This is a genomic window from Pauljensenia sp. UMB10120 (assembly GCF_030212035.1).
GTDB lineage: Bacteria > Actinomycetota > Actinomycetes > Actinomycetales > Actinomycetaceae > Pauljensenia > Pauljensenia radingae_A.
In genome coordinates, this window is record NZ_JASODH010000007.1 from 1 (window position 1) to 25882 (window position 25882).

The window sequence follows — 25882 nt, forward strand, 5'->3', positions numbered from 1 at the left end:
CATGTACACAGCGCTCAAATCCCTGACACACCGAACAAAAACCAACACCACGTACACACAATCCGGGCATTAACCCCATGACGTGCAGCCGTGCGCAATCCCCTAAAAAAGGCGTGCGGATGTGCACATACCCCTAAAAACTCTCGCCAAAATGCACATACCCCTAGATCTAACGGCGCTACATTCCACCCGAATTTCAAACATGCAGGTCACGGCGTAGTGCAGGTACCGGACGAGGCAGCACGCCCTCTTTATCTAGGGGTATGTGCACGAAAAGGCGAAGATTTAGGGGTATGTGCATCGGGAGGCCTTAAATCTAGGGGTATGTGCATCGGGAGGCGCAAATTCGGCACGCCACGCTCGCGGGGAAGTGCCGATTCACAGACCACCGTGTGCAGCGTGACGAGGTTCGAGAAGCTAGCGTTGAACGCCCATGCGTTGGCCGAGAACGTCAATGGCTCGTATGAGAACGAGTTGGTCCATACCCGCGCATGGCGTGATGTGCTCGAGGTTGAGGTCGCGACTTTCGAATGGGTGAACTGGTGGAGCCGCACCCGTCTCCACCAAGGCCTCGACTACCGCAACCCGGTCGAGATCGAGAACGACTACTGGAACATCGCGAGCACATCAAAGAAAATGGAAACCAGGGCAAACGCCTAGGAAGCAAACCCAGGACACGTCAGTTTCGCGCACCCCAAAGCCTTTTATTAAAATGAGGGTCTTTTCCTGATGGCTCTAACCGGCTTTTTAGCAATTAGGGGACATGGATGAGGCAGCAGTGACTCCGCTCATTATCCAGGCAGCACTGTGAATCAAGCCATTGGCGATGATCCAGGCTCCGTTAATGAGCGCTCTATCACGACCTTTCATCACTACACCGAAGCGACCGGAATCAATGCGGAGTGGGTCTTTTCCCTGCAGGTCTGTAGTTAACTCGCAGTCGAGGAAATCCAGGAAGCGACCGGTCGCTGGAGCATAGGCCTTGTAGGCGGCTTCTTTCGCACTGAAAATGATCCTGTCCCACGCTGAATTTTCCAGGGCTGGTGTTCTGCGAAAAATCTGGCACTCCCCGGGGGTGAGAATTCGGTCTCGTAGCCCTTCGGGTAGTGGCAACGCGCTCTCGGCATCAATTCCGATTCCTGTCACGTCCTGTGACGATGCCACGACTGCAGCACGATATTGTCCGGTGTGTGTGAGTGAACCAGTTGTCCCTTCCGGCCACTGCAATCCTCGAATAGCGTGCGCGATCAATGGCGGTCGGGACAGGCCCAGACATCTCAGGGCATCTCGTGCGCACGCTCGCACGCTGATGAATTCCTCGCGCCGTTGACGCGTCGCCCCTCGTAGATACGTGCGCTCTGACGCAAATAGCACTTCCTCGTGCATGCCCCACGCCACTCGCGCGTAGACCTGTACTGGAAAGAGGCCCTCATAGACCTGTCGGCACATTTTTAAAAAATCCTTGTTGCATAATTTTTAGGAATTAGGTTACCCTAACCTAACTATGTAAATAGTGCTTGGTTATACCGAGAGGGGTCGCTCTGTGAACGCGGAAGTAAAGAATGAAAAGAATCTATCGATAACGCAGGCACTCCTCGTCTCTGTCGCAGTTGGAGTCGCTGGGTCGATAGTTATTGTTCCGCTGACGTATCTGCAGATCTTCGCGACCCTTGCCCACACTTACCTTGTTGCCCTGACTCTGGGACTGTGGGTGATTCCTTGCCTTCTGCCCCTCGTACTTGTCAGGCGTCCCGGCTCAGCTCTGCTCGCCTGCGGCGCTATCGGCGTAATCTCAGCGGTTACAACCCCCTTTGGTCTGGCGGCAATTCCAGCTCTGCTTTTTGAAGGTTTAATTGTCGAGATTCCATTCCTGGTGACTCTGTACCGGTCCTGGCGAACCGTTCAGTACTACGTGGCCGGAGGTATCCTCGGTGCCTTCATGGGTTTCATGGTGCCCGCAAGTATCGGAATCAAAACGCCCGGCATCACGCTTCCGATCATCTGCATGCTGATCGCACTGGTTTCTGCGCTGGCAGGAACCTGGCTGTGCTTCCTCATCGGATCCAAGGTGCGTCTGACCGGCGTACTCGGCGAGCACTAGTGACGGTCCGCTGCCGATGCTTTCAGTGGAAAGTCTTGCCGTTATCTCTGATGGCGGGCAAACAATTGTTGGTCCCATCTCTTTCCAGGTCGCGCGCGGCCAGCTCTGCGTGCTCAGTGGGGAACACGGAAGTGGAAAAACTCTGTACGCCAGAGCCATGAGCGGGCTACTGCCGTCGTCATTACACGTAAGCGGTCACGTTCAGTGCGACGAAGTCGTCTACGTTGGAGAAGATGCCGACAGTCAGGTAGCGACACTGTCAGTACTGGACGAAACGGCCAGTTCGCTTGAATATCTCCTGTTACCACCGGTCGAGGTGAAAAAGCGATGCCAATGGGCACTCCGCGCGATGGAGCTGGAAGGACTTGAAGCGAGAAATCCGTGGACGCTTTCCGGCGGAGAGCGTCAGCGCTTGGCGTTAGCCTCGGCGATCGCCCGGAGACCCGACGTGCTGGTTCTTGATAACCCGTGCAGCAACATCGACAAAGCAGGTCGGGACACTGTCTACCACGTCCTGCGACAATTGGCAGATGATGGAATCGCAGTTGTCCTGTGTGAGAACCGGACCCTAAAGCCGCAGTGGGCAGACTCCCTCGTCGCTCTTCCTCGACCGCGACAGCCTCACCGCGCCCCAGAACCTGTTTCATTCGAACACGCACACGGTGCCCTGAAAGGCCCCGCCATCAGTTTGCGCAACATCACATGCGGTCACGATCCTGTCAGACTGGATGCTGTCAGCCTTGACCTTCAACCTGGACACATCTACATGCTGACTGGGCCAAATGGGTGCGGCAAGACAACGCTCATGGCCGTTATCGCCGGAGCTGTCAAACCTGACGGTGGGCAAATAACGGTCAATGGTCGACGTGTTCGCCGGCTTCCAGATGGAATGCTCGATTGGGCGCAGCAAAATCCTGAACGACAGTTTGTCCTGAACACTGTTGAAGAAGAACTGAATAGTGCCTTCGTTAGGAGCGACAGTAAGGGTCCTTTGAGTCCGCAGGATCTTGCTGTTTTGCCGCAACTTTTTGGGCTGACCGATCTTCTTGGCGAATCTCCATACTCGCTCAGTGGGAACCGTAAAAGAGCCTTGGGGATCGTACTGTGTTTGTTGTCAAACCGTCCTCTAGTTGTCCTGGATGAGCCAACGGCGAATTTCAACCAAAGCCAGGTGCTGGGAACAGTCCTGAAGGCCTATGCGCGCAACGGTGGAATAGTTGTTGTCAGCTCACACGACGAGGAACTGCTGCCGCGTGACGTCAGTGTCGATATGAGTCGTACGCACACGCGTGTGAATTCTGAAGTCAAATCCGATGAACACGGTCCTGTCCGTTCCCGTCGCCGCCCAGCAGATGCGACCGTTCCCCTGAACCCGGTCACCGCTATCGGAGTGCTCATCGGACTCATCGTTCTGGGGATTGTGCTTCCTCATGCGGAGGCTGTTGCGGCCCTCAGCGCAGGAGCTCTTCTGGCTGCTGTACCTTTCCACAGAAACTGGCGCACTTTCGTGTTCCACGCTGTCGCGGCAACGTGCGCAGGTCTGGCCTTTTCCCTCATGGCGCTGCGTGGCAGCTGGTATGTGGGAGCAACTCTTGATGTGGCGCGCATTGCTCGACACGGCGCACTGGGATCGCTGATCCTGGCTGCTTCGTTGTGGGCCGGATCGGCGACAACCGTCACCCAACTGGCGGATGCGGTATCGCAGCGGCTCAAAGTGCCGTACACATACTGCAGCATCATGTTGAGCGGCGTGTCGATTGCGCAGTATCTGCACAACACCCAGCCCTTCATAGCAGCCGCAGTACGACTGCGAAACGTCAAAGCGGGCAGCGCATTCAATGCAGCTCTGACGCGAATTCTGCTCCCTGTGCGCTATGCATTTCCACTATTCGTCGAGTCCATTAGGTACTCGAAACGTCTGAACGACACGTTGGAATCGCGTGGCTTTGGTCGATTCTCGAAAAAAACATATCGCCACACTTATTTATGGCGGCTGCGCGACCCAATAACGATTTTATTGATCTTTTTGGCCATTGTCATATCGATCTGGATTTAGAAAAGAGTATTGATTATGCGAAAATTCCTGTCTGTTTTAGAGGATCTGGAAAACGAAAAAAACAAAGGTATAACCTTTATTGTGCGCGGCGAGGAAAGTTTCCTCAGCTACTCTGATCTTTACCACCAGAGCCCGAGAGTCGCAGGGAAACTCGCTGCCCGGGGAGTGCGCCCAGGTCAGCACGTGGTCTTCCAGCTCACCGGTAATCGCGATCTTATTGATTTGTTCTGGGGCTGCATCTGGCTGGGCGCCATACCTGTAGCTGCACCGCCAGCCGTGTCCACCAACGATCAGGAACGTGTAAGCCGCATTGCCGACATGCTGCCGGACGCTGTGATTCTTACCGATGAACGTACTGCGCCGCATATCCACAGTGAACGGTGTCTGCCGGTTCAGACAGTTAACAGCACTGAAACATACGAAGAACTGCCTCTGTCTGAGACAAACGGCGAATCCATTCGGCTGGTGCAGATGTCGTCGGGATCAACAGGAGACCCCAAAGGCATCATCCTGACTGAGGAAACCCTGATGTCTGCAATGCAGGCGACCATTCCTCGACAGCCACAGCGTTTTGAGAACTGCATGCTCACCTGGTTGCCGCTCACGCACAACTTCTCACTGCTCGGCTTCCATGTCTATTCAATTTTCCGTGGTTATTCACAGGTTCTGATGCCGACGTCAGACTTCATCATGAACCCGCTGAACTGGTTCGAAGCCATTTCACGCCATCGAGCAACCGTAACAGTATGCCCGAACTTCGGGTTTGTTCATGTTTTGCGTTACCTCAAGGCGCGCGGGATTCCCGAGGGAGCCTCCTACGATCTGTCCAGCGTGCAGAAAATAATCAGCGCATCTGAACCTGTTGACAGCAGAGCAGCCCATGCCTTCTGCGAGGCTCTGGCGAAATTCGGGCTTCGGTCCAATGCCGTTGTCGTGGCCTACGGTATGTCAGAGGCCTGTCTGCAGATTTCCACCACTCAGATATATGAGCCGTTGACGGCAGTGTGTCTGGATCGAGCCCGTGTGGCGATCGGTGCGCGCTATGTCGATATTGCCCAACCCGACGGAGCGGAATTCGTATCGGTTGGTCAGGCAGTACCTGGGATGGAAGTGTCGATTCGTGATAACGCCGGTGAGCAGCTGTCCCTTGACACAGTGGGTGAAATCTATATTCGTGGAACCTCCTTGACACACGAGTCGATAGGCATGAACGGTGTTGTTGAACATGATCTCACCTCGGATGGATTCCTTGCTACCGGCGATATCGGGTTGATTCACGAGGGCAACCTTTACGTCGTTGCCCGCAAGAAAGACATCATTTTTGTTAACGGGAAAAACTACTATTCACCGGACCTGGAATCCCTGTTGATGACAAAACTGGAGATCGAGACAGTTGTCTTGGGACGAACAGACCCGCAAAGCGGTGAAGAACAGGTGGTTGTGTTTGTTCCCGTGACCGAAAAGAACGTCAGCGATAAGGACATTATCGGCGTGATGGCGACCGATGCCGGAATTCCGGTCAGCAGGATTATGCGTATTGACGCGATTCCGCATACTGCCAACGGCAAAAAGTTGCGTCGAGAGTTGGAGGTCCTCCTGTGACGGACGCACAGACTGTATGCGACATCCTTGAATCAATCGTGGATGTCACGTTTGAACCTCATGATCTGCTGCGGGCTCGTATACCCAATTCGATGATGCTGATGCAAGCTGTGCTCGGCCTTGAAGCGCGTTTGTCAGCCACCATAGATCTGTCCCGACTGGACTATGACGCAACTGTTGGTGACCTGGTTGGAATTATCGAAAAACGGGCGGAATCTGATCAGGCTGCCGATCCCGATCACGAAATCAGCCTGAGTCCGATCCAGATTGCGTATCTGCTGGGATCGGAAGAGGACATTGAACTGGGCGGGCAATCGACATTCATTTATGCTGAAGCCGCCTTTGAGACGAGTGCTCATGAAGTTGCTGCCGCTGTGCGTACAATCGCTCAGCGCCATGATGTCTTTAGCTACCGTCCCGACCTGGAGACAGGTACGCTGAAGCGCACCGACTCCAGCATTTCGATAGAAACTCAAGAGGATGATTCGCCATCAGCCCGGTCGCGCGTGCGAGAGGAGCTGATGGAGCAGGCACGGAAGTCGAATGAAGACGGGCCTTTGGTGGGAGTGCGCATTCTCGGCAACGAAAACGCTTCACTGTGTGCCTACTTCAACATGGTGATCATGGATGCCGGATCACTGTATGTCTTCTTCCGCGAGCTCCGAGACATTCTGACAGGAAAGGATCTTCCTGAAGCAATGCCCTTGAGGCAGGCTACCCGGCTCACTACTGAGCATCTTCAGGCATCTGTGCGGCAGCGTGACCTGGAATACTGGCGCACGAAAGTGCAGGACTTTCCAACGCCTACGTGTCCTGCCCACCGCGTGATGGGAGATCACCCCTGGCACACAGAGCGACTGAATAACCGTCTGGACGCGGACCTGTCACGCAAACTGGAACGCGTCGCTGAAAAGGCAGGTGCGAGCCTTTCAGCTCTGATCCTGGCTGCATGTTCTGCTGTTGTCTCACGATGGAACAATTCGCCGGGATTGATGTGCAACGTGACTGTTTCACGGCGAACTGCACTTGATCCGGGGAAGTCAGTGATGGGCGATTTTACGTCATCCATGCTGATGGGAATTGATGTCGACAATCCTGACACTATCGGTGAACTGGCATCAACGATTAGTCGAGACATGCATGACGGAATCGTGCACGGCAGCGTCAGCGGGGTGGAGGTGATGACTGAATTCCTGCGCACGGAAGAAAACCAGGAACAGGCCACAGCTTCGATTGTCTTTACAAGTTATCTGGGTGGCTCGTCCAATTCTGACCTGAAGATTGACTATCTGTACACTCAAACAGCGCAAGTCAGCCTCGACATGCAGGCAATGCCGGCGGGAAATGGGCAGATTAACCTGTCGTGGGACGTGGTGCCCGAATATTTCCCTTATGCCACAGACATGTTCGAGTGCCTTAAGTCGCTCCTGGCTCGCATCGCAGATGGTCACGATGCGTTGCCCGTGGTTGATCAGGCCACCGTCATTGAGTCCGAAAAATACAATTCGGTTCGGGCCGGCGACTCGGTGCGAACCATGCTCGACCTTGTCAGAGATTCAGTGCGGAAGTACCCGACGCACCAGGCAATCATTGCCGATCCCGGCTATACCTATCAGGAGCTGTGGGAAGCATCGGGTAACGTGGCAGCCTATCTGCGTGAAAAAGGTGCGCGCGAGAAAAGCACAGTCATTATTGAATTCGCTAAAGACTCTGCCGACGTTGTCGCCATGGTCGCGGCGTTGCGTCTCGGTGCCGCTTATGTTCCAGTTGCAGCACATCTGCCTGCATACCGTCGCGATGCGATCCGCCGCCTTATCCCAGGGTCCGTTACGATCACGACCGACGAGGCTCTGCGTGAAAGCCGCGTGAAGCGTGAATTCGTCTCAGATGCATCGCCATCGCGTGAAGATCTGGCATATATCATCTTCACGTCAGGATCAACCGGCGTTCCCAAAGGCGTGGAGATTTCCCACGGCGGTGCAGTAGGGACCATCAGTGACATCAACGATCGCTATGGAGTCGATTCACACTCGCGAATCATTGGTTTGTCGTCCCTGGGGTTTGACCTGTCCGTCTACGACATCTTCGGTTCACTTGCTGCCGGCGCCACACTTGTCATGGTTCACGATGAACGAGACGCCGACCGGATTATCGATGTTCTGCGCACTCAGGACATCACTGTGTGGAATTCCGCGCCGGCCCTCATGGAACTGGCACTGCTGCGCTGCGAGCAAACAGACAGATTCGACTCTGTCAGGACAATCATGCTCAGCGGTGACCGCATTCCGGCATCGATGCCGGCGCGTGCGCACGCCGTGTTTCCCAACGCTCAGATCTACAGTCTCGGGGGCGCAACGGAGGCCAGCATATGGTCGATTCAGTTCCCACTCGACGAGGACAGCCTCGATAACCGAATCCCGTATGGTTACCCATTGGCGGGCCAGGGAATTCACATCCTGGGATACGACCTGACGATGTGCCCACGAGGTGTGCCCGGTGACATCTGGATATCAGGGCAGGGAGTCGCTCTGGGATACGCCCGCCAACCTGAGCTCACGGCAGAGGCATTTCGTGACATACCCGGACTGGGACGGTGCTACAGGACCGGTGACATCGGGCTGTTCAATCACGAAGGATTCGTTGAGTTCCTTGGCCGTAAGGATCGACAGGTAAAGGTATCTGGACACCGGATTGAACTGGGAGAAATCGAATCAGTACTGAGCAGGTCCGGGCTGGTCATCACGTCGTGTGCGGCAATCATGGAAGGGGCGCACACCCCATCGTTGGTATGCGCCTACGTGCCGCGTGATGGTGTCCAGGGCACACAGATCCGCGACGAGCTTGCCCAGCAGCTGCCGGACTACATGATCCCGCGTGCGTTAATTCCCGTTGATTCCATACCGATGACAGTGAACGGGAAGCTCGACCAGAAAGCCTTGAAGGCTTTATTCGAAGGCACAATCAACGATAATTCGCCATCGTGTGATAGCGGGGAGAGTGTTGCCGGCACCCCCAGTGATTCAAGCCAGCTGAACATGCAAGAACTCTTCGAAGAAGTCTTGCACACCCGCGTCGAGGACCCGTCCGCCTCTTTCTTCGCTCTGGGTGGAGACTCTCTGAGATTCCAGATGCTGCTGAAATTGATTGGAGAACGAACCGGCAGACGTTTGAGGTTCCGCGATCTAATTCGCAATCCCTGTGTCCTCCAGGCGGCGCAACTGGTTGAATCGGCCCAGGCGTCTGAGCAGTCGCACAACGCTATGACTGCAATCGAACATGATCCATATGCGCCATTCCCCTTGACTGAGATGCAGATGGCCTATTACGTGGGGCGTCAGCAGGGATTCGATCTTGGCGGTGTAGGTGAGCACTTCTATATTGAATCTGTCACCCATGCTGACATGCAGCGCCTGGAAAACGCTCTCAATGCGGTGATTCAACGACATGAAATGCTGAGAGCCGTCTTTACCGATGATGGCCGTCAGCGTGTCTTGCCGGAAGTTCCCCGCTACACCGTTGACGTCAAGGATCTGCGCTGTGCCTCAGACAGCGAAATCTCTGAAGCCACAATGCGCGAACGCGAGGCGCTTAGCCACGAATGCTTTGATTTGGGTACATGGCCGCTGTTCCGACTGCAGGCACACGCGTTGCCGGATGGGACTCATCGGCTCTTCTTCAGCATCGACATGATTATTGGCGATGGGGCGAGCCAGCGTATCTTCATCAAGGATCTTGCCCGAGCGTATCGAGGCGAAGAGTTGCCTCCTGTGGCGGGATCGTATCGAGATCACGTGATCGCAATTAAGCGCATACAGGATCAAAACCGCGCCAATGCGTACAGCTCGGAAATCAAGCGCATGATGGAGGAATTCCCCCTCGGCAATGTCCTGCCGGCGAACACGAGCGTTGTCGCCAGGCCACATATGCGCAGAATGTCGTGGGACGTTTTCGAAGATCTGGTGGAAAAGATCAGGTCTTACGCCGCACAGCAGGGAGTATCCCTGTCCACAGTCCTGCTCTATGCATATGCCTCCAGCCTTGCTTTGTCTTCGAGGGAGGGCAAGATCGGCATCAATGTCACGACGTACAACAGGAATTACGACCTGCCTGGAATCGAAGAAATGTTCGGAGATTTCACGGGTATCGCCCTGATAGATTTCGATGAATCGGAGGGCCAGGACGCATTGCCACGGATCCAGCAACTCCTTCTTGAACAGATAGACGATTCCCGCTCAGGTGTACAGATGCTGGCAGAAATGGGGCGTCTCCAAGGGTTCGCAGGACAGGCCCTGGCGCCATTTGTGTTTACGTCCCTGCTTTTTGATGCGAAGAAAGCCGAAAACTCCGTGCTCGGGCACATTGAGTATGCGATTTCGCAAACTCCGCAGGTTCTGATCGACCACCAGGTTCTACCAACAGCACGCGGTTTGAACATCTCCTGGGACTTCGTTGAGCAGATCCTCGATCCAGCCCTGATGGAACAGATTTTTGCGTACTTTAAATCCTCCCTCCGTCAGTACGCTGAGTCAGGGAGCCTGAGTTCCACCGTGCCAGTCGAGGTATTGCGAACCATTCGGCATTCGTGGGCATCCACGCGAGGCGCAGATATCGACACGCGCACTCCAACGGTTCAGGCAAGCAACGATTCCACCGAACTTTCTGGAAGCATTCAGCAGATTCGCCGATGGCTTCATGAGGACTACGCGTTGGACTCGCAGACTGATCTTGATGAATCACTCTTCAACGTCGGCATCGACTCTCTTGGTTTTGTTCAGCTGGTTCAGAAGGTGCAGCGCTATGCGGGCGGCAAGATTCCACTCGCCCAGGCGCTGGCCAGTCCCACGATCCGCACACTCGCTCAGCTTTCGACCCGCGTGGTTCAACAGGATGAACGGTCTTCCTCGCTCAGCCTGCTCAGGCAGGGCGACCAGGAACTGGTCATCGTGATGGTGCACGGCGGGTTCGGAACCGTCGACATATATCGAGACCTGGCGCTGGGAATGAAGGCGGGGCCTCAGATCTGGGGATTGAAGTTTGACTACTTTGCCCGGCAATGGCCCCAGCACATCAGTGTTGAAGAAATCGCGCAGCACTACCGTGCCGAGATTGACCGACAGTTCGCCCCGTCGACGCGTTTTGTCGTCGTGGGGTGGAGTGCCGGCGGCACGTTGGGGCACGCTCTGGCGTCCCTCCTGGCGTCACGGTGCGAAGGGCTGGTGTTGTTGGACAGCCTGGCTCCGGGCGCCCATGCCCCCGTTGGAGAATTCACCCTGCAGGCCGATGAGACAGTGCTGAAACGAGCCGGTGTGGTGTATGAGAAGAAAGCAGCAGGCCTGCTGGAGCTGTGGAGCAGCGTCGAGAACGATCCGCAGGCGGTGTGTAAGATCGCCCAGACATTCTCCGACTCCCTGCTCGAAGACCTCGGTGTCTGCGCCGGCCAGGTACGTGTTCGCGACCTGTCCACCTTGCGCACCCTCATTGCTGCTCGAAACGAGTACGCGCCATCTTATTGCGCCATTCCAACCCTTATCGTCGTTCCCGACGACGGTGAAGCTTATAACTACGCGGACTGGGCGAAGTTTGCGGACTGTCGCCAGACAGAGAAAGTAGTGGGAAACCATTATTCCTTTGTCATCGGCCCAACGAGCGCTCCGACAGTTCAGGCAGTTGAAGAATTCATTACTCACACCTGTACACGCCAATCAGTGAAGGAAGCAGGCCAGGCATGAAAATTCTGGTGATGGGAGGAACCGGTGTCACCGGAACTCGCGTGAGAAAGCTGCTCGCTGACAGCGACGCCGTCGTTGACTACAGCTCGCGGCACGAAAGTGACGACCCGCATCAAGTGACGCTCAACCTGTCGGGGTCGACATCGAGAATCATCGATGTGCTCAGCACATATGACTGGGTGATCGCATGTGTCGGTCCCTTCGAAAAGATCCTCGACAAAGTAGCTCTGCTATGTATGAAAGCAGGCACCAACTACATTGATGTCAATGACTCCATCGATGCCAGGGAAGCGATCCTGGCGCTTCCTGCACGGGATGCCGGAGTGGTAATGGTAACGGGCGCGGGCCTGTGTCCTGGCCTGTCGACCGCTCTGATGATGAGCATTCCGACAGACGACATCACGCAGATTCGTGCAGAACTCACCATCGGGAAAGGGCAGCCATCCGGTGCGGCTGCCGTGCAGTCAATGATGTCGACAATGCATGGCGGCTATCGGATGATGCAGAACAGGCAAATAGTGACAATCCCGCATCAGGTACCTGCAGAACGATTTGTCGGGTACGAGTGTCCCGATATCGGTGCTGTGGGCAAAGTATTTCCCCAGGTGCAGGACTACAGCTACTTTGTTGCCTTTGAAGCACTGTCCGGGCAGATGGTGACAGCTTTGCAGCAGAAGAGGATTTTCTCTTTGCCGGTGATTTCCACCTGGCTTGCCAGGAAAGCATCACGCAGCGTGTCGAGGAAAGCCCTCGAGGCAAATCAGCCTCATCCTGCGTCCCTGTCGATCGCGATGCAGGGAAAGTCTGAACTTACCACTGTGTCGTTGTCAGGGTTGACTTCGTATGAATTCACTGCGGTGGCGGCGGCCAGCGCAGCGCGATTCCTCGTGTCGGACAAGATCAAACCAGGAGCCTACGAGGTTGCTGATCTGCCGAAACTTGCTGACTACCTGTTGGCGCAATCCCAGGAATATGGTGCGCGAATTTCCCGCACCCAGCGAGGCTTGTAAGACCAGTTCGCCAATCTTGAATGGAGAAACCGTGAAGTCGTTTTCGCAGTGGAGCATGGATCGCCCCAGAAAGCTCCGGCGGTATGAAGAGACAATCCACCCGCGTTTTCTGAAGAAGTATGCCGGTGAATCTCTGACATTTGACGAGATCTACCGTGAACTGTTGTCGCATACACCTCAGGGGTGGCAATTGCGTGCAGGTGATGTATTGCTTGATATCGGCTGTGGAACGGGCTGGTTTGCGCGAAAACTGTCGATGGAGCCGCATTGCGCTGGCACCACTATTCATGGTGTCGATATTTCGCACAACGCCCTGAACATTGCCCGCGCTAGGCAGCCAAAGCAGACCAGCGCTGCGCGAGTCACCTACACGCAGGCAGATCTGATGGATGGCTTACCTATGAAAGCCGCCCGTGGAATCTGGTTTTGCGGAGCATGGCATCAGATGGGAGATGTCAGGAAAGCTCTTCACCATGTCGCATCCGCGCTCGCAGACGACGGTCTTCTTCGTATTCAGACCTATTGCGAAGAAACGCCCAACAAACAGCCAATTGACACGGCACTTATGCGTCTTCTCGGCCACTACGTCTTCCGTCCGGGCGAGATTGCAAACATCGCGCATGCATGTGGCTGCGAAATTATCCGCGAAGTGCGCAAGGGAATGGTGACGCTATGCACCATGCGTCACGCGCACTAAAGGATCCGGGTCGTGTGGCCAGCCCCGTTCATCGAGATCCAGGCTCTTTGGTCACTGTGAGAGGAATGTGAAACATCGATGAATGTGCTGAGGGCTTGTGTGAAACCCCATCAGGGCAAGTATTTTCTTTCCGTACTCTTGGCAATAGTGGCGGTGCTGTGCGGATTCCTTCCGTACGTCGCTGCTTCTGCACTCATTGCCAGATTGCTCGCAGGACACTCGCAGGCAGGCTTTTACGTATTGTGGTGCGTGATCGCTGTTCTGGGCCACATCGCGAAAGCGCTTCTTTCAGGTGCATCCACACTTATTTCTCATCGCGCAACATTCGCTGTGCTTTCCGAAATGCGCCGGTCGCTTGCGGTCAAGCTCGATCGTGTCCCCATGGGATATCTGATCAATACTCCTTCGGGCGAGCTAAAGACGGCATTCGTTGAGCGAACCGAACAGCTTGAGGTGCCTCTGTCCCATGTCATTCCGGAGCTGACGGCAAACGTGATGGTTCCACTTGGAATAGTGGTGTACCTGTTCGCCCTCGACTGGCGAATGGCACTCGCTTCCTTGGTCACAATTCCAATCGGCATCTTCGCGTACATGATCGGCATGCGGAGCTACGCGGAAAAATACGGCCGCGTTGTGCAGGCGAAGAAACATATGGGCGCCGCCATTGTTGAATATGTAGGTGGGATCGAAGTGATCAAGGCCTTCAGCCGGACCGACTCCTCCTACCGGAAATTCACTGAAGCTGTTCAGGCTAATTCCGGTCTGATGCTGGATTGGATGCGCGCAACACTGCCATGGACTGCCATCATGATGAATGTGTGGCCGGCGGTTCTGGTCGGGGTGCTGCCGATAGGGTGCCTCCTCACAATCAACGGGACCTTGCCGGCTGCGACTTTCGTGACGGTCATCATCCTGTCGCTGGGAATCATCGAACCCCTTTTTACAGCCATTTTATTCACCAGTGATATTTCGAAGATCTCGACAGTTGCGAACGAGCTGAATTCGGTGCTTGAGCAGCCTGAGATGCAACGACCGTCCACCCCGGTCAAACTCGACGGATCGGAAATTGTCATGAAAAACGTTGAGTTTTCCTATGAAGACGAGCTGGTTCTAAAGGGGGTAAATCTCACGGTGGCTCCAGGAAAGGTGACTGCGCTGGTGGGGCCGTCCGGTTCAGGAAAGTCAACAATTGCCCGGCTGATTGCCTCGCAATGGGATGCGACAGGCGGAACAATCACAATCGGCCGGCAGAACATCCGCGACATACCGCTCAGCCAGATTTCTCAGACCATTGCCTATGTTGCTCAGGACAATTATCTCTTCAACGACACGGTTATGAACAATATCCGAGTCGGCAGGCCAGATGCCTCTGATGATGAGGTGATTGCCACTGCGAAGGCAAGCGGTTGCCATGAGTTCATCATGGGACTCGACCACGGCTACGACACGCGCGTCGGATTCTCCGGTGGGCATCTATCAGGCGGGGAGCGCCAACGCATTGCAATAGCCCGAGCGATGATGAAAGATGCACCGATCATCATTCTTGATGAGGCAACTGCCTACACGGATCCGGAAAATGAGGCGGTTATTCAAGGTGCCGTCAGCCGTCTGGCTCGAGGCAAGACCATGATCGTCATTGCGCACAGACTCTCTACGGTCATCGACGCCGACGCCATAGCGGTTGTGGATGACGGTCGCATTATTTCCTGCGATACTCACGACAATCTTCTGGCTCACTGTCCGCTCTATCACCACATGTGGGACGCGCATGAATCGGCACGCGATATGGCAACGGAGGTTGCGACGAAATGATCTCGATATTCGCAAAGTTCTTCCGTTTTTCGGGCACGCACCGACGCTCCTGGTACTGGGCAATTGCGTTGGAATGTCTACGGTCGCTGGCCACTTCCATTCAGATCGTTCCACTGTTCATGGTGTTGTTTGCACTTGTCAATGGCACAATGACAGCGCGCATCATGTGGATCAGCCTGGGACTTCTGATAGTTTCGGTCGTTCTGGCATCGGCCCTTCACTACGCCGGATACAGCCTCGAGATGCAAGCGTGCTACCTGATGCTCGATGACAAACGCATCAACATTGGCCAGCGGATGCGTTTCATGCCGATGGGCTTTTTCAACAAGCGCAGCCTGGGTAACTTGACCGCAGTTTGCACCTCGACGATGGAAGATCTGGAATCTCTGGCTGGCAACATCGTCGTGCGCGTGCTGACCGGCGTGCTTCATGCCACGATCCTCAGCTGCGGATTCATCATCATCGACTGGAGGATCGGTCTGCTGTATCTGTGCGGCGTGGCCGCCATGCTGGTAGTCAATTCCCGAATGATCGTCCTGTCGCGCAAATATTCACCTGCCCGCCTCGATGCTCAGACGAGGCTGGCAGATGCAGTGATGGAGTACATCCAGGGCGTGGGAGTCGTGAAATCATTCGGGATGTCCGATCGCCATAACACATCGATGGACACAGCTATCGGTGAGGCCGAACGTCAGAACTATCGGCTGGAAAAGGTCAGTATTCCGCCGACCATGATTCAACAGATAGTGCTCAGAACCTTCTCCGTTGCCGCGATTGCTGCATCCATATATTTCTATGTCGCAGATTCGATGAAGCTGTTTGTCTGTCTGCTCGTCATCGTTGGCGCGTTTTTTGTGTACAGCAAAATCGAGGTTGCAGGCGCTTTGTCCTTCATGTTGCCGTCGATCGACCTGGCAATGGACCGAGTCAATGAAGTGGAAAACACACCGCTGATGACTGAGGCAGGCTCCATTACGCATGCTGACACCAGTGATTTGGTCCTGAAGGACGTGACATTTTCATATGGCGAAGACGAAGAAAATGCAGTCATACACGGCGTGAACCTGACAATTCCACAGGGAACCAGTTGCGCCATCGTCGGCCCGTCAGGCTCTGGGAAAACAACGCTCATGAAGCTGATAGCCCGCTTCTGGGATGTGCAGGGCGGTAGCGTGACGCTGGGTGGGCACGACGTCCGGGAATGGTCCTATGACAGGTTAATGGATCACTTCGCGATGGTGTTCCAGAACGTCTATCTGTTCAGTGACACGGTCGAAAACAACATCACATTCGGCTGTCCGACAGCTACTCATGAGGACGTGGTGCGCGCTGCCCGACAGGCCTGCTGCCATGACTTCATCGAAGCCTTGCCTGATGGATACAGCACTGTGCTGGGAGAAGCGGGCGCGACACTGTCCGGCGGTGAGCGCCAGCGCCTGTCGATCGCTCGTGCCCTGCTGAAGGACGCGCCGATTATTCTGCTGGATGAGGCGACAGCCAACGTTGATCCAGAAAATGAAGCTGAGCTGCAAAGCGCGATCGAAACTCTCACTCGGAACAAGACAGTTGTGATGATTGCTCATCGCCTGAAGACTGTGAGGAATGCAGACCAGATTGTCGTTCTTGACCATGGGTGCGTTGTACAGCAGGGACAGCACGATGAACTGAGCAGACAAGACGGAATCTACCGTGACTTCGTGAATACCAGAGAACGAGCGATCAGCTGGAAGATTGCCACCGCATCCGACTAGGCCAGGGGACAGTTTCCATTCGGTATGAAGGCTGTTTTCAGAACGTGACAATTCGATTGTAGAAGGCGATTGATTGCCTCAGGTGCCTGCGGCGGGCAATGAGAGCGAAGCCGGCAGACCCGCCGCACCGAGGATGACAGAGTGAACCAGGTGTCAGGATCGGTGTGCCAGGCCCTGAGCCGGCGCGCGGCGCTTGGACGTGACTGTGGTCCCAGAAAGACTCTGTTGAAATCGCTATAGTTAGGATACCCAAAAGATAAAGTTGGGGTAGCCGAAATAAAGTTGGAGAGGGGTCCGATGAGGATGTGTGACGTTCAAGGAGCACTCCGCGCTGGCGGCGTGACAAATCCCTATGTGGTTGGTTTTGTGCGCGAATGGGCAGAAATCACGCAACCAGATGCCATTGAGGTGATCAGTGCCAGTGACGACGAGCGACTGATACAGGAGGCGCTGGAAGCCGGTGAGATCTTTCCGGCAGGAAAAGAAACGTACTATTCGCGCTCATACTACAAAGACACTGCGCGTTCTGAGGAACGAACGGTGGTTGCCACGCATAGGGAAAGCGACCAGGGTGTTTTCAATAACTGGCACAATGCTGATGAGGTGGATGAGCGTCAGCGGTCGCATATGCACGGTGCCCTGCATGGAAAAACCATGTACGTTGTGCCGTATCTGATGGCTCCTCCTGGCTCCGCGCTCGAAGTGTGGGCACGAGGCGTTGAGCTGAGCGACAACCGGATTGTTGTCCTGCAGATGATTCGCATGGCACGCGTCGGGGTCGAGTACGTCAACACTGACAATCAGCCTCGTGAGTTTGTGCGCGCCATCCATGTCACGGGAGATATAGAGAATCTGGGACAGGGAACTGCGGATGACCAGCGCTTGTTTGCCACCCTTGCGGATGAGCGCACCATTGAACACTTTGGTTCTGCCTATGGCGGTAACGCATTGCTGGGCAAGATCGCCCACGGCCTGCGTCAGGCTTCATACGACGGCTGGGTGTCGGGGAAGTTCCTTGCCGAGCAGTTCATGCTCATCGGAATTCACGATAAGGTGACTGATCGGACACGCTACGTGTGCGGCGGCTTCCCGTCAGCTTCAGGCAAGACAAATCTGGCAATGATGTTGGCGCCAGACGCCCTCGGCGATCGTTACGAAGTGTTCTTCTACGGGGATGACATTGTCTGGCTGCGGGTCGATCCCGACGACGGGCGCGTATACGGTATGAATCCAGAATACGGAGCATTCGGCGTTGCCAAAGACACGAACTGGAAGTCGAATCCGACCGCTATGGAGTCGATCCGTCCTGGGAGCCGTGCGCTGTTCACCAACGTTGCATACAACCCGGACAGGCAGGAAGTATGGTGGGAAGGTAAAACCCCTGACTACCCGGAGGACGTGACAGGATGGTACGACTGGACAGGTAAGCTGATCAGCGATCGTCCCAAGGAAGAGCAGCGCTCATCGCAAAAGGGCTGCGAATGGTCACACCCGAATGCTCGATTCACCACTTCGCTGCGCAACGTCCCGAACGTTGCTCCCGACTATGAAGATCCGAAGGGTGTGCCGATTGACGCAATCATTTTTGGCGGCAGGGTAGCCAACCGCGAGCCCCTCATTCGGGCAATTACAGATCTTGCTGAAGGCGTTTACGATGGTCTTACCCTGGGCGCTCAGGCAACGTTCGCGGCAGAAGGCAAAGAAGGTGTTCTTCGATACGACCCGATGTCGATGCGTCCGTTCATGTCCTATCCCGAGAGTGATTATGCAGCTCACTGGCTCAAGATCCTCGGTAAGGCGACCCACCAACCGGTTTTCGCTCACGTCAACTGGTTTGCCCGCGATGATGAGGATGGGCATTTCCTGTGGCCGGGGTATCGTGACAACCTCCGGGCATTGCTGTGGTTGCTTGACCTCAAGGATGGTCGAGTGACAGGGCGCTCAACACCCGTTGGAATCGTTCCAGAGGTCGACGAATTGAACCTCGATGGTTTTGAAGGATCGCGCGCAGACCTGGAGAAGATCCTGACTATCGACCGTGAACTATGGGTCAAAGAACTGGATAACCGCGAAGAGTATCTGAACCAGTTCCACGATCTTCCCGACGAAATATGGGAGGCGCACCGTCGAATCTGTCAGAATATCTGACAGGGCAAGGATACAAGAGCATCAGTGCCCGCTGGCGATCTGGGGTCCGGCGGGCACTGATCATAAGTTGGCCCGCATTTTCCTCCCTGGTGTTTGTCCGTGTGCTCATTGTCGTTCGTACCAGCTGTCACTGTCTGCAGATTGGCAGATGGTCTTCGCGTATGCCAGATGTCCTATAACCCGACTTCCGTTCGCCTCAACAGAAGAAACCTCGACCGCTGCGCTAGAGCAGCTCCATTTGCTGAGCGGATATAAGGTCAACGAGAGGAGACTCTGGGCGAACCCCATGTCATAGTGAGCGTGGCGAGAGCCAGAGTGAGCGCGGTGAGGCCGCAGACCACCAGAACGCTGGCGACTGGCCATGAGTCCCCGGAAAAGGAAGCGTGGACAAGCCGTGCCATGTGGTACGAGGGAGATGCGGTCAACCACTTGCGGACACCGGGTGCCAATGAATCAACGGGGAAGAACGCGCCCGATGTCATCATGAGCAGAATCATCAGCATATTCCCCAGACCTGTGGCTGCGCCGGGGCTAGGGAGCAATGCCGCCAGTGCGTAACCGAAAGCAAGCATCGCGACCTGGCACATGATGACTGCTGCGAGCAGTGCGACCGTGTTGCTCGGTGTTTTCGCCTTGAAAATCAGCACGGCGGTGATGAATGCGGTGACTGGCCCGACCATGCCGAGCACGAAATTGACAGTCATGTCGGATGCCAGGTAGGTGACGGCAGATAGAGGGGTCATGCGAAGTCGCGTGAGTAAGCCGGAGGACCGCATGAATGTGTGATTGTGAGGGATGACAGTTGTCCCGATAATGAGCGTTGACATCACCATCACACCAGGCAGCATGTAGTCGATGGGCCCTTGTCCGCCGAACTCAGGGATGCTCTGGTTGCCGAAAATAAGGCCCAGCACCAGCAAGAGTCCGGGAGAGAAGATGAGAAGAAAGAACACTGCCGCGGGTTCGCGCAGCTGCGATGTGAAGAGGGCGCGAGTGAGCGCCCGGTATCCGCGCATCATCGCCCGTCCTCCTTTTCAGTGGCGTGTGTCAGCAGCAGGAAGACGTCTTCGAGCGTGGGCTGTTTGAACGTCATGTCGGTGACGCTGATTCCTTCATTGACTAGATCTCTTGCAACCTGTGCGACCACATCCTCCTCGCCCGTAACTTCCCACGTGGTCTGCGAGTCGGATTGGCCTGCGTGAGGGGTGGCTCCATATCTGTGGAGCGTCGCGAGTGTTCCTTCGTTTAAGGGGATGTGGGTGGACAGTGTCAAGGTCTGGTGCGGCGCGTATCGGTTGATAAGTTCATTCGGACTTCCTTCAGCAAGAATGTGTCCCTTATCCATGATGGCGATCCGATCGCAGATCTGTGCGGCTTCCTCCATGGAATGAGTAGTCAACACGATGGTTTTGCCTGCCTCGCGCAGGGTGCGAAGAATGTTCCATATGGAGTGCTTCGTATGAGGGTCGAGGGCGGACGTGAGTTCGTCGAACAGCAGCAGTTCCGGCTGGTGGATGAGGGCGAGCGCGATGAGCACGCGCTGACGCTGCCCGCCGGAAAGCTTCTCCACACGTGCATCGGCTTTGTCATCGAGCAGGAGGTCGCTGATGAGCTGCGCTGAGTTGAGGCGGTGAGAGTAGAAGGCGGCGAAGAGGTCGAGGGTTTCGCGCACCGTCAGGCGAGGCGGTAGTGCCGCCTCCTGATGCTGACTCCTTAGGTGCTGAACCAGCTGCGCATGACTATCGGCAGGGTCGTAGCCTAGGACTTTCACATGGCCCGAATCAGGAGTGTCGAGGCCTTGAATCTGATTGAGCAGGGTGGTTTTTCCTGATCCATTTGGTCCAAGTAAGCCAAAAATCTGGTGTTTCTCAACGGTCAGGCAGATGTTGTCAAGAGCGATGACGTCGGCAAAGGTGCGCCGGACGTCTGTGCACACAATGGCGGGCATGGATTCTCGCTTAGGAAACATGTGGTGGTGTCTGGGGAAGAAGCTTGTTGATCTGATCGGCCGGCAGAATCGCAATGCCGCGTTCGGGGTCAGCAAGGAGAAGGACATCATCGCCCGGCTTGTATCCGAACATGTCGCGAGCTGGAATGTCGAGGGCTGTCGTGCGCCTGTTTCGAAATGTGGCCAGGGTCCGTGGCGAGTGGATGGGCTGTGAAGTCGGTAGATACCCCAAGGGAGTCCTTTTGCTCTGACGTTAAGCCAGGCTGGGTCAGACGCAAGCAATTTACCGCTATGCAGGAATTCACACACGAGAAAGGTGGAAAAGTGAGATGATCGAATAGTTTGAGGAATTTTCGCTGGGATCGGAATGACGACATGCGTAGTGTTTTAAGGCTTGTGACCAGTCTCCTTACTGTTTCCCTCGCTGTTGTACTGACACCCAGTGGGATTGCGAGGGCAGAGGAGCCCCCCTCATGGGACACAATCGTTTCCCAGGCAGCCCAGGCGACGCCAGGTGCTGAGACCACAGTCGCGATTGACAGTGATGTCAGTGCGACAGCAGACAAACCGCTCGTTGTTCCGGAGGGTGCGAGACTGACTCTCACGGGCAGTGGAACTGTCACGGGAGTGGGCGCCGACACAGTGACTGTGGCCGAAGGCGGGAGCCTCACGCTTGCCGGCCCCTCCTTCACGAACTCACGAATCGTTGTGAACGGTGGAACGCTGGACTTCACTGACGGATCCGTCCACGACACATCGCTCACCGGACCTGTCATCTTCGTCAAAGACGGCGAATTCAACATGACTGGGAGCGCTGACTTTTCGAGGAACAATGTCACTGATACCTCCGGCACCCTGCCTGAAGGGGTGAATGAGGGCCTCTACGCACCGATTACGATCTACGGCGGTGACGGTGTCAGCATTGCCGGCGGAACTCTTCAGGAGAACCACGGCTACCAGCGTGGTGGTGCGATAGGCATTTGGGGAGCTGAAGGTGCTCCTGTACCCGTTTCCTTGACCGGTGGGGAAATATCCGGCAATGATGCGGTTCATCCCAAATATAAAGGATTCGGTGGAGGCGTGTATGCGAGTTTTGCCAACGTCACGCTTGATGGAACGACAATCGCAAAAAATACCACCGAAATTGGCGGAGGAATCGCGATTGATAATGGAGATAGCTTCAACTTCACGAGCGGAACTGTCCAGGAAAACACCAACGGTGATTACGCCGGTCAGGGCGGCGGCATGTACATCCATGATGTCAAAGATGTGGAAATCTCTGGCGGCACGGTCGAAGGCAATACTGCTAAAGGTCTCGGAGGAGGGATCGCGCTCGGTGGTGGCAAAGATGTGGAAATCTCCGGCGGCACGGTCGAAGGCAATACTGCTAGTGGTCACGGAGGAGGAATCGCTCTCGGTGGTGGCGAAGCCACGATCAGCGGAGGAGAATTTGCGCACAACGTGGCCCTGAAAGCTGGAGGCGGACTCGCGTTCTACGGTGAAGCTAAGGTAACGATGAAAGCCGGCTACGTACACGACAACGTTGCGAAGGGCTTTTGGGGCGGTGGCGGTATCTACAACGATTCCGATTCGATTCTTACCATTGAGAACTCTCTGATCCGCGGCAATGCAACCAAAGACGCATTCCTTATCGGGGCAGGAAATCACCTTCCCAGCACGCAGGGTGGCGGTGTGTGGAACTGCGCAACGGGCACAACCACCTTGAACATCACCAAGGGCGTCGCGATTTTCGATAATTCTGCCCCAGATGTTGGGCGTAATAAGGAATACAAAGGTGCAGGAGACGATTTTGCAAGCGTCGCTGAGCATACTTTTGGCGCGGCTGAGCCGGAGAAAGGCCACCCTGTCTTCATAGGCGAGCGCATGCTTGGTGGTGCAGAGAGAATGTGGTACCAGGATGGCTCGATTTTCGGTAAGCGCTTGAACTGGCCGCAAGAGCAGCAAGAACCGCGATACGTGCAAGGCGGCGACAACAAGCGGGTGGAGAATAACAAACTCTACACAGTGAATAAGGCCTTTAAGTCGGTTCCGAGTGATCAGGCAAAGCGACTGGCTGAACGTCTTGCCACTGTCAGAATCGAAAATAACCTCGCCACTGACATGGGATTTAGCGGTGGAGGCATTGCCAACAACGGACAATTGTTCTTTGGTGAAGATGCCTGGAAACTCAAGATCAAGAAATCTTGGAGCAACGATGACCCGGGTGTGCGCCCAGACAGAATTACGCTGGACGTCCTCGTTGATGATGTAGAGGTCGTCAAAGGTATCGAGCTGTCGGAGGCAAATAACTGGGAAACAACTATCGATAACTTCCCCAATCCTCAGACCTTAGTCGATGCCGCAACAGGTGAACGCATCCCGCTTAAGTTCAAGGAAAGCGGCGCGGACGGTTACACCATGAAGGTCTCAGAAACTTCGGATGACAAGCAGAAGACCTACAGTGTTGCGCTGACGAACCGGATCCTCACCTCTGTGGGTGTGTCGAAGTCGTGGCTTGATGGTGAGGATGCGTTGGGTGAACGTCCTGGCAGTGTTGTGGTTGAGTTGTTGACTGGTGGGGAGCCGACTGGCACGACGTTGACTTTGTCGGCGGATAATTCGTGGTCCGGTGTGTTTAAGGATTTGCCGAAGTTTGACCATGGCGTCTTGGTTGAGTATTCGGTGCGTGAGGTTGAGGTTCCTGGGTATCGGTCGGTAGTGGCTGGTAACGCCGTGGACGGCTTCACGATCACAAACAGAGCCCTCACAGCTGTTCCCGTGACGAAGAAATGGGTGAACCACGACGGCGCAGCGCTCAGTGACGATATCCCACAGTCCATTGACGTTGAACTTGTGGCTGACGGTGAGCCAACTGGACAGAAACTCACTCTCTCAGCAGACAACTCCTGGTCAGGCACATTTGCCGACCTTGAAATGTTCAATGCAGACGGCTCCGCGCCCATCGTCTATACAGTCAAGGAAACACCAGTTGACGGCTTCAGTGCCCGCATCACAGGAACTGCGACTGACGGATTCACCATCACGAACTCGAAGAATCCGCCTCCGCCGGGTACACCACCGTCACCGCCGACCATCGTGAACACGGGGGCGACGGCTGGAGGTGCTGTAGGAGCGAGCATTTTGATGATCACCCTGGGCGCTGGCCTGCTCTGGTACCGCCGCCGAGGAATCCACTGAACTCAGGAGGTGCATCAGTTCTGAGCTGTTGAATCTCCGTGTCAGACGGGCGCGCGCTGGAAGACTCTGTGCTTCAGCGTGCGCCCGTTCCTCGTTGGCAAGACGGTTTTGGCCAGCCGCCCTCGTCGGTAAAACTGACCAGACGCGGCCTCCCTCGTCGCAGTACGGGCTGATTGCACGCGAGATGCGCTCTATCATGTATGTGCAGGCAGTGAGGCCTGAGGCTGTCACTGATAGGAAAGGGACGACAGGAAGAGACGCAATGACTGAGAAGACCGCGGAAGAACACTACGTACTTGCCATCGATCAGGGCACGACGTCCTCACGAGCCATTATCTTCAACCACGATGGGCAGATCGTGGCCGTCAGTCAGAAGGAACACGAGCAGATCTTCCCGAAGCCCGGATGGGTTGAACACGATCCACTCGAAATATGGAGCAACATTCGCATCTGCGTCGCGGACGTCCTGCAAAAAGCCGAAATCAACAGGCACGCGATCGCAGCCGTCGGCATCACGAACCAGCGCGAAACCGTTGTCGTGTGGGATAAGAACACCGGCGAACCCGTCTACAACGCGATCGTGTGGCAAGACGCGCGCACATCGCAAATCATTCGTGAGCTTGCAGGTGACGAAGGGAAGTCAAAGTACCGCGACATCTGCGGTCTCGACCTGTCGACCTACTACGCAGGCCCTGAGATCAAATGGATCCTCGACAACGTCGAGGGAGTCCGCGAACGCGCCGAAGCTGGTGACCTCCTGTTCGGCACCACCGACACCTGGACACTGTGGAACCTGACCGGCGGCGTCAACGGAGGTGCTCACAAGACTGACGTCACCAACGCGTCGCGCACCATGCTGATGGATATTCGCACACTCCAGTGGCGAGAAGACGTGTGCGAGGACTTCGGCATCCCTATGTCGATGCTTCCTGAAATCTGCTCCTCTTCTGAAATCTACGGATACGGTCGCAAGAACGGGCTGCTGATTGACACTCCGATCGCTGGAATCCTTGGTGACCAGCAGGCCGCCACCTTTGGGCAAGCGTGCTTCGACAAAGGCATGGCAAAGAACACGTACGGTACGGGCTGTTTCGTCATCATGAACACCGGTGAGGAGCCGGTCTTTTCAGAAAACGGTCTGCTCACCACCGTGTGCTACAAGATCGGTGACAACAAGCCGGTCTACGCCCTGGAAGGCTCGATTGCCGTAACAGGCTCACTGGTTCAATGGATGCGCGACAATCTGGGAATCATCAAGGACTCCAGAGACATTGAAGACCTGGCGAAAACAGTTGATGACAATGGTGGCGTGTACTTCGTACCCGCATTTTCCGGCCTGTTCGCACCGTACTGGAAGGACGATGCACGTGGCGCGATCGTGGGGCTGACGCGATACAACAACAAGGGACACCTGGCCCGTGCAGTTGAAGAAGCCACCGCTTTCCAGTCCCGCGAAGTCTTTGACGCGATGGAAGCGGACTCGGGTGTTGCGTTGAAGGAGCTGCGCGTCGACGGTGGCATGACGAATGACAATTTGCTTATGCAGTTCCAGGCCGATCAGCTGGGTGTGCCGATCGTTCGCCCGAAAGTCCTGGAGACAACAGCGCTAGGCGCCGCATACGCAGCAGGCATTGCCGTGGGCTACTGGGAGGGCGAGCAGGACGTCATCGACAACTGGTCGGAAGGAAAGCGCTGGGAACCAGGCGATGATCGCGACGAGTACGACCGCAACTACCGCCTGTGGAAGAAAGCCGTCACACGCACCTTCAATTGGGTAGATGAGGACGTCGAAAACGCCTGACCGCCATTCGCGCCTCACTTAATTGACGA

Annotated in this window: 16 protein-coding genes and 1 pseudogene; 12 read left to right on the top strand and 5 right to left on the bottom strand. The window is 55.5% G+C overall.

Annotated features, from left to right (window positions below):
• The first annotated feature begins 399 nt into the window (after positions 1-399).
• Complete coding sequence (locus tag QP093_RS07555) at positions 400-660, top strand: integrase core domain-containing protein (RefSeq protein WP_257590358.1); 261 nt, start codon at positions 400-402, stop codon at positions 658-660.
• A gap of 87 nt (positions 661-747) precedes the next feature.
• On the opposite strand, the gene QP093_RS07560 is transcribed toward QP093_RS07555, so the two are convergent.
• A complete protein-coding gene (locus QP093_RS07560; protein WP_257525629.1) occupies positions 748-1164 on the bottom strand; it encodes a 4'-phosphopantetheinyl transferase superfamily protein in 417 nt (138 codons plus the stop codon).
• A 6-nt stretch (positions 1165-1170) separates the two neighbouring features.
• Positions 1171-1449 (bottom strand): annotated as a pseudogene (locus QP093_RS10065) (hypothetical protein); the annotation flags it as partial.
• Between the two features lie 94 nt (positions 1450-1543).
• On the opposite strand from QP093_RS10065, the gene QP093_RS07565 reads away from it, so the two are divergent.
• The 9 genes from QP093_RS07565 (at position 1544) to QP093_RS07605 (ending at position 18906) form a co-directional block, all read left to right on the top strand.
• Positions 1544-2101 carry an ECF transporter S component gene (locus tag QP093_RS07565; protein WP_157843532.1) on the top strand — a complete coding sequence of 186 codons (558 nt, stop codon included), beginning with the start codon at positions 1544-1546 and terminating at the stop codon, positions 2099-2101.
• A 16-nt stretch (positions 2102-2117) separates the two neighbouring features.
• A complete protein-coding gene (locus QP093_RS07570) occupies positions 2118-4157 on the top strand; it encodes an ATP-binding cassette domain-containing protein (RefSeq protein WP_285015983.1) in 2040 nt (679 codons plus the stop codon).
• Between the two features lie 15 nt (positions 4158-4172).
• Positions 4173-5759 (top strand): AMP-binding protein, encoded by a 1587-nt coding sequence (locus QP093_RS07575; RefSeq protein WP_074026238.1) that lies wholly within the window; start codon positions 4173-4175, stop codon positions 5757-5759.
• A complete protein-coding gene (locus QP093_RS07580; RefSeq protein WP_058237729.1) occupies positions 5756-11488 on the top strand; it encodes a non-ribosomal peptide synthetase in 5733 nt (1910 codons plus the stop codon). The genes QP093_RS07575 and QP093_RS07580 overlap by 4 nt, the downstream gene beginning before the upstream one ends.
• Positions 11485-12498, top strand: a complete 1014-nt coding sequence (locus tag QP093_RS07585) for a saccharopine dehydrogenase family protein (protein WP_058237730.1) — start codon at positions 11485-11487, stop codon at positions 12496-12498. Before QP093_RS07580 ends, QP093_RS07585 begins: the two co-directional genes overlap by 4 nt.
• Before the next feature lie 31 nt (positions 12499-12529).
• On the top strand, positions 12530-13195 hold the full coding sequence (locus QP093_RS07590) for a class I SAM-dependent methyltransferase (RefSeq protein ID WP_058237731.1): 666 nt from the start codon (positions 12530-12532) through the stop codon (positions 13193-13195).
• 99 nt (positions 13196-13294) lie between these two features.
• Complete coding sequence (locus tag QP093_RS07595) at positions 13295-15007, top strand: ABC transporter ATP-binding protein (RefSeq protein ID WP_257525634.1); 1713 nt, start codon at positions 13295-13297, stop codon at positions 15005-15007.
• Entirely contained in the window at positions 15004-16758 is a 1755-nt protein-coding gene (locus tag QP093_RS07600) for an ABC transporter ATP-binding protein (RefSeq protein WP_058237733.1), read from the top strand. The genes QP093_RS07595 and QP093_RS07600 overlap by 4 nt, the downstream gene beginning before the upstream one ends.
• A gap of 297 nt (positions 16759-17055) precedes the next feature.
• Positions 17056-18906 (top strand): phosphoenolpyruvate carboxykinase (GTP), encoded by a 1851-nt coding sequence (locus tag QP093_RS07605; protein ID WP_371935779.1) that lies wholly within the window; start codon positions 17056-17058, stop codon positions 18904-18906.
• 257 nt (positions 18907-19163) lie between these two features.
• On the opposite strand, the gene QP093_RS07610 is transcribed toward QP093_RS07605, so the two are convergent.
• The 3 genes from QP093_RS07610 to QP093_RS07620 are packed head-to-tail and all read right to left on the bottom strand — an operon-like array spanning position 19164 to position 21086.
• Complete coding sequence (locus tag QP093_RS07610) at positions 19164-19925, bottom strand: ABC transporter permease (protein WP_257525638.1); 762 nt, start codon at positions 19923-19925, stop codon at positions 19164-19166.
• A complete protein-coding gene (locus QP093_RS07615) occupies positions 19922-20875 on the bottom strand; it encodes an ABC transporter ATP-binding protein (protein ID WP_285015984.1) in 954 nt (317 codons plus the stop codon). Before QP093_RS07615 ends, QP093_RS07610 begins: the two co-directional genes overlap by 4 nt.
• Entirely contained in the window at positions 20865-21086 is a 222-nt protein-coding gene (locus tag QP093_RS07620; RefSeq protein WP_257525642.1) for a hypothetical protein, read from the bottom strand. The genes QP093_RS07615 and QP093_RS07620 overlap by 11 nt, the downstream gene beginning before the upstream one ends.
• Before the next feature lie 164 nt (positions 21087-21250).
• On the opposite strand from QP093_RS07620, the gene QP093_RS07625 reads away from it, so the two are divergent.
• On the top strand, positions 21251-24052 hold the full coding sequence (locus tag QP093_RS07625) for a Cna B-type domain-containing protein (protein WP_058237736.1): 2802 nt from the start codon (positions 21251-21253) through the stop codon (positions 24050-24052).
• A 262-nt stretch (positions 24053-24314) separates the two neighbouring features.
• Positions 24315-25853 carry a glycerol kinase GlpK gene (glpK, locus tag QP093_RS07630; protein ID WP_058237737.1) on the top strand — a complete coding sequence of 513 codons (1539 nt, stop codon included), beginning with the start codon at positions 24315-24317 and terminating at the stop codon, positions 25851-25853.
• Positions 25854-25882: the final 29 nt, after the last annotated feature.

Excerpts from the sequence above, each read along its gene's own strand:
- QP093_RS07605 (WP_371935779.1), top strand. The coding sequence starts at position 17,056 with ATGAGGATGTGTGACGTTCAAGGAGCACTCCGCGCTGGCGGCGTGACA.
- QP093_RS07610 (WP_257525638.1), bottom strand. The coding sequence starts at position 19,925 with ATGATGCGCGGATACCGGGCGCTCACTCGCGCCCTCTTCACATCGCAG.
- QP093_RS07615 (WP_285015984.1), bottom strand. The coding sequence starts at position 20,875 with ATGTTTCCTAAGCGAGAATCCATGCCCGCCATTGTGTGCACAGACGTC.
- QP093_RS07600 (WP_058237733.1), top strand. The coding sequence starts at position 15,004 with ATGATCTCGATATTCGCAAAGTTCTTCCGTTTTTCGGGCACGCACCGA.
- QP093_RS07585 (WP_058237730.1), top strand. The coding sequence starts at position 11,485 with ATGAAAATTCTGGTGATGGGAGGAACCGGTGTCACCGGAACTCGCGTG.
- glpK (WP_058237737.1), top strand. The coding sequence starts at position 24,315 with ATGACTGAGAAGACCGCGGAAGAACACTACGTACTTGCCATCGATCAG.
- QP093_RS07575 (WP_074026238.1), top strand. The coding sequence starts at position 4,173 with ATGCGAAAATTCCTGTCTGTTTTAGAGGATCTGGAAAACGAAAAAAAC.
- QP093_RS07570 (WP_285015983.1), top strand. The coding sequence starts at position 2,118 with ATGCTTTCAGTGGAAAGTCTTGCCGTTATCTCTGATGGCGGGCAAACA.